Genomic DNA, 5,614 nt, shown 5'->3' with positions numbered 1-5,614 from the left:
GTTTTAAACTTTGCCAAAGTTTGAGATGAAAAAGGGACGTGTTGAGACTGTTAGGAGCTTTCGAAAGATATCGGAAAAGAACGGAAGAGAGCTGAGAGAAAATTTGGTGAAAAAAGGGTGTAAGAAGGGTGGAGTTAGCTTATAGGAAGCTTATACGAATCTTGGACGATTGGTATAGAAAGGGTATATAAGTGATTGATAAATAGTATAGTATAACAGCATTAAAAATGGTAAAAACAGGGTTTTGAGGCGAAAGAAAGAGAAAAGGCATTAGGCCTTAGGCCATAGGCACTAGGGGGAGAGTATGATGGAAAAGGGAAAGGATAATTAGAGAATTTGCAAATTAGTAAATTAGTAAATGATGAAGTGTGAGGTCTTAGGACATAGGTACTAGAGAGGAAACATCCCCCTACTCACATACTCCGCTCTCACGGACTTCCGTTCAAAGGGGGAATGTAGGGACGGAAAAGCGGAGGAAACCTCCCCCTATTCACATACTCCGCTCTCGCGGACTTCCGTTCGAAGGGGAATGTGGAGACAGGTAAAGAGGCGGTAAGGCGAGGCTAAGGCGAAGTTATTGCTTGTAAAAAAGCCTTAGTAGCGCCTTGTTTTTCGTTTATATATTGGCGATTGATATTGCCTATAGCGATGCGCTTTTCGGGTGAAGTAACAAGGTTATTCATCACCTGGGCGAATTCTTCTTTAGTGCTTACGGAGAGAACGCCTCCTAAGGTGACTAACTCCTTTGCTTCATTGAACTTTTCATAATTCTTACCGATGATTACAGGTACCCCAAATACGGCGGGCTCTAAGACATTGTGTAAGCCCGTAGTGCCCATTCCGCCTCCTACATAGGCTATATCGGCATAGCTATACACTTTGGTGAGAATGCCTATGGTATCGATGATGAGTACGTGGTAATCAGAAAGGTTGAGAGAGTCTTTCTCGGAGAATAGGGCAACTTTACGGTTTAACTTCTGCTGGTTGTGTTTGAGTTCTGCGATATCGGTAGGGTGAATATTATGAGGGGCAATGATAAACTTCACTGGGGCAGTGCAAGTGTTGATATATTGCAAGTAAATGTCTTCGTCAGTAGCCCACGAACTACCGAAGACCACACATAGATTGTTTCCTTTGAACTGCTCTACAAAATCTAAATGGTTGTCCCGTTCCAATATTTCGGCTACACGGTCGAAGCGGGTATCGCCACTGACAGTTACATTATTGAAGCCTAAGTTTTTAAGTAGTTGCTGAGAAAGCTCGTTCTGCACAAAAAAATGAGTAAAAGAATGCAGGGCTTGGCGCATCATTCCGCCGTAAGGCTTGAAGAAGATTTGATTTTTGCGAAAAATACCGGAGAGCAAATAAGTGGGTACTTGTGCTTTTTTGAGCTCGGTAAGGTAATTGACCCAAAACTCGTATTTCACAAAAATAGCCATTGCAGGATTTACCATTTGCACGAACTTGCGGGCATTAGCGGGTGTATCAAGGGGAAGATAAACCACTATATCGGCATCGGGGGTGTTTTTGCGCACCTCGTAGCCTGAGGGAGAAAAGAAGGTAATGAGTATCTTATAGCCTTGTTTTTTCAGGGCTTTAACAACGGGCAAGCCTTGTTCGAACTCGCCGAGAGAAGCGGTATGTATCCACACATAGCGGGTATGAGGGTCGAGTTTGGCGGTAAGGGTAGTCCATACGGTTTTACGTCCGCTTACAAAGAGGTGTATTTTTTTGTTGAATAGGGCAACGAGGGGGAGGATTGCCTTGATGATATAAAGAGAGAATGTGTACATTTTAATGATGAATTACGAATGACAAATACGATACAAGGCGCAAAGGTAGTAAAAAAGGGGCAATAAAAAAAGCGCAAGCCGTCGGCTTGCGCTTTTTCACTTGTTATATTTATCTGATTACAATGAGTTTTCTTTGGTGAATTTTACGATTTCGGAAATACGTCCGAAAGCAACGCCCACTACTGTATCGGCAGCACCGTAGTACACTGCTACTTTGTCTTCTTCAATAGAATGCAAGGCAGCACAAGGAAATACCACATTAGGCACATCGCCGGTAGTTTCGTAGAGAGTGGCAGGCGCCAAGAGGTAAGGCTGTGTACGAGCGATTACCTTGCTTGGATTGTTAAAGTCTAACAAAGCAGCCCCCATAGAATAGCGGAAACCGTTGCAAGTATTGATTACCCCGTGATAGAACAATAGCCATCCGTCTTTTGTTTTGATAGGCACAGCCCCTGCTCCTATTTTGGTACATTGCCAGGCGCTATCTATAAAAGGTGTTACTTTCATCACACAGCGGTGTTCACCCCAGTATTTCATATCGGGGCTATAACTGATGAAAATATCACCGAAAGGTGTATGTCCGTTATCACTTGGGCGGCTAAGCATTGCGTATTTACCGTTGATTTTCTCAGGGAAGAGCACACCGTTGCGGTTGAAAGGCAAAAAGGCATTCTCGCATTGGAAAAACTCTTTGAAATCAAAAGTATAGGCAATCCCGATAGTAGGGCCACAATAGCCATTACACCAAGTTACCCAATAGCGGTCTTCGATAAAAGTAACGCGAGGGTCATACTTATACTCAGAATGTAAGAAATCAGTATTACCACCTTTCATCACGATAGGTTCGTGGTTGATTTCCCAGTGGATAGCATCTTTACTGAAGCCAGCAAAAATGTTCATTTGCACTGCTTTGTTGTCGCAGCGGAAAACCCCTGCATAGCCGTCGCCAAAAGGCACAACAGCCGAGTTAAAAATACTGTTAGAGGTAGGGATATCATACCTACCGATAATAGGGTTTTCAGAATAACGCCACATTACATCGGTACAACCCGCAGGGCGTTCTTGCCAAGGAATTTTTTGACTCATTATTTTTGTTTTAGTTATTAGCTATTCTGTCTTTTTGCTTGTCCTACCACGACCTACAATTACACTGTTTTCTTTATCAATTCTGTGATAAACGCTATTTGCTCGTCGTCAAGCTCGGTGTGCATAGGCAGAGAGATGACTTCTTGTACTAATTTATTGGTAACGCCAAAATCAGCTTCGTTATAAGAGTTGCGGGTATAGGCTTTTTGGGCGTGCAATGGTATAGGGTAGTAAATACCAAAAGGCACTCCGTTCTCACCAAAAACCTTAGCGAGTTCATCGCGTTTGCCATTGGTAATACGGAGAGTGTATTGGTGGAACACGTGGTCGTTACCTTTTGCGATTACAGGGGTAATGATATGAGGATTGCCTTTCAGCGCTTCTGTATATTTGCGAGCAGCTTCACGGCGACGGGCATTATAATCGTTCAGGTGAGGGAGTTTGGCGCGCAAAACTGCTGCTTGTAAAGAGTCGAGACGAGAGTTTACGCCTACTACATCGTGGTGATAACGCACATACATACCGTGATTTACGATACCGCGAAGAGTGTAAGCAAGGTCGTCGTCGTTAGTGAAGATAGCCCCTCCGTCGCCGTAGCAACCGAGGTTCTTAGAAGGGAAGAAAGAAGTTGCCCCCACGTGACCGATAGTTCCTACTTTTTGTTTGTGTCCGTCAGCAAAAGTATAATCGGCACCAATGGCTTGCGCATTGTCTTCAATCACAAAGAGGTTGTGTTTTTTAGCCAAAGCCATAATAGCTTCCATATTGGCTGGCTGACCGAACAAATGCACGGGTACAATAGCTTTCGTGCGGGGAGTAATCGCTTTTTCAATAGCCTCGATGTTGATGTCGAAAGTATCGTCATACACATCTACCAATACAGGGGTAAGTTTCAGTAGGGCAATCACTTCCACAGTTGCAGCGAAGGTAAAATCGGCAGTGATAACTTCATCGCCTTCTTTGAGTCCGAGACCCATCATAGCGATTTGAAGGGCATCAGTACCGTTGGCGCAAGGGATTACGTGTTTCACGCCCATATAGTTTTCCAATTCTTTTTGGAAGGCTTGTACTTGGGGACCGTTGATAAAAGCGGTGGTGTTGAGTACTTCTTCAAAAGAAGCTTGTACTTCATTTTTAATTCTTTCATACTGACCTTGAAGGTCAACCATTTGTATTTTTCTCATATGTCGAATATTATTAATCGTTCGTTTTTAATCCTTAGTAGTTAGCGTTGCTTTACCACGACTTTTGTCAAAGTCCTAATAGCCCGTCGCACTACGACTACGTAATGCCTACCGCGCCACAGTTCTATAGCTATTAAACACAGCCTTCCACAGTGCAAAGATACAAAAATATTTTGAATTATATAAAAATATCCCCCTTCTTAACACATAAGGGTTGACTCACCTTCGTAAGCCAACCCTTATGTTATTAAAAAAACTTCTTATTCCTAAAAATATTTCAACTTCTGTGTGAAAATCGTTACACGCTGACCGTTAACCGACATTGTTTTCTTTGTCCAGTTGTTCTTCTTGTCATACACAAACTCGTAAGTCTCTGTTTTAGTAACGTTACCATCTTTGTCAAAGTATTTAACCTCCACCTCATTGTCATTTTTATCAAAAGCTGAAACAACTCTCTGTTTCAAAGCGTTATCTTTGTCAAACACTTGTTTTTCTACCATATTCCCTTTGGCATCGTAAGTATATACCGTTTTGCTGGTAAGCTCGTCCTTTGTAAATTTAGACTCTTCCGATAGTTTCCCCTCAGGAGTATACTTATAAGTAGTTTTATCTTGGCACATTCCTGCTATACAATCCGTGCGTTCTACAAGCTGATTCTGTTCGTTATAAACATTTATTCGGCTCATAAAAATATTCCCGTCGGGCGTCTCTACATCGTGCTTGGTAAGGTTACCTTTTTCGTCGTACTCATACACATTCTTAGAAAGCAATGTGTTCGAATCATCTCTCGAAGCCGACTCTATCATATTCCCGTCTTTGTCATACACATCCACGAATTTAATCGTCATTCCATTTTGCTTCGATTGCATTTTCACAACAGTTCCCTTTTTGTCAAACTGCGAAAAAAGCTCAGAGTTCATCGGTATTTCTTCTCCGTTTTCACCAATTTGAATACCCGATTGTACAACCGTTTTTACTTTCCCTTTCAGCTGAGCACGCTCCCAACCATTCTTTTTCTGACTCTGCCCAAAAGCGACAGTAGTAGCTAATAAGGCAATAGCTATGATTCTTTTCATAATAAAGTTCTATTTAAAATAATACTTCTTTGGGGCGCAAAAGTACAAAAGATTTCTAAATGTACCAATACGCCATATCTACCTATTCACCAAAACTATGCCAAAACAAAGTAAAATGAGAATAACAAAGCTCCTCTTGTTATATTTATAACTAAATAGCCATCATTTGTATCTCTTTTTAAAGAAATTTTCTACCCTTATTTAACCTCAATTCGATGTAATAAAATACTATTTTCAATCACCTGTAGTACTACTTTCAATTGCTTGTCGTGCTACTTTCAATTGCCTGTCGTGCTACGACCTCACCCCTTTCCCGTCCCTACATTCCCCCTTCGAAGATAGCCAGCGACAGCTGGGTATATGTAAAGGGGGGATGTTATTCCCTATTGCCTATGGCCTAAGGCCTAGCACCTCTTCTCTTTTCTTTCGCATCGAAACCCCGTTTTTACCATTTTTAATGCTGTTATACTATACT

4 protein-coding genes are annotated in these 5,614 nt (G+C 41.9%); all 4 read right to left on the bottom strand.

Annotated elements, in window-relative coordinates; translation table 11 throughout:
• Positions 1-563 precede the first annotated feature (563 nt).
• Positions 564-1,793 (bottom strand): 3-deoxy-D-manno-octulosonic acid transferase, encoded by a 1,230-nt coding sequence (locus HMPREF9072_RS00100; protein ID WP_009409905.1) that lies wholly within the window; start codon positions 1,791-1,793, stop codon positions 564-566.
• A 117-nt stretch (positions 1,794-1,910) separates the two neighbouring features.
• On the bottom strand, positions 1,911-2,879 hold the full coding sequence (locus HMPREF9072_RS00095; RefSeq protein WP_009409904.1) for a glycoside hydrolase family 130 protein: 969 nt from the start codon (positions 2,877-2,879) through the stop codon (positions 1,911-1,913).
• A gap of 59 nt (positions 2,880-2,938) precedes the next feature.
• On the bottom strand, positions 2,939-4,063 hold the full coding sequence (locus HMPREF9072_RS00090) for a DegT/DnrJ/EryC1/StrS aminotransferase family protein (protein ID WP_009409903.1): 1,125 nt from the start codon (positions 4,061-4,063) through the stop codon (positions 2,939-2,941).
• Between the two features lie 266 nt (positions 4,064-4,329).
• Positions 4,330-5,139, bottom strand: a complete 810-nt coding sequence (locus HMPREF9072_RS00085; protein WP_002674215.1) for an RHS repeat domain-containing protein — start codon at positions 5,137-5,139, stop codon at positions 4,330-4,332.
• Positions 5,140-5,614: the final 475 nt, after the last annotated feature.

Source organism: Capnocytophaga sp. oral taxon 324 str. F0483, assembly GCF_000318315.2.
Lineage (GTDB): Bacteria > Bacteroidota > Bacteroidia > Flavobacteriales > Flavobacteriaceae > Capnocytophaga > Capnocytophaga ochracea.
This window is presented reverse-complemented; position numbering and strand designations above follow the sequence as displayed.

What these genes read in the sequence shown, in the direction of transcription:
- HMPREF9072_RS00095 (WP_009409904.1), bottom strand. Translation starts at nt 2,879, where the DNA reads ATGAGTCAAAAAATTCCTTGGCAAGAACGCCCTGCGGGTTGTACCGAT.
- HMPREF9072_RS00100 (WP_009409905.1), bottom strand. Translation starts at nt 1,793, where the DNA reads ATGTACACATTCTCTCTTTATATCATCAAGGCAATCCTCCCCCTCGTT.
- HMPREF9072_RS00085 (WP_002674215.1), bottom strand. Translation starts at nt 5,139, where the DNA reads ATGAAAAGAATCATAGCTATTGCCTTATTAGCTACTACTGTCGCTTTT.
- HMPREF9072_RS00090 (WP_009409903.1), bottom strand. Translation starts at nt 4,063, where the DNA reads ATGAGAAAAATACAAATGGTTGACCTTCAAGGTCAGTATGAAAGAATT.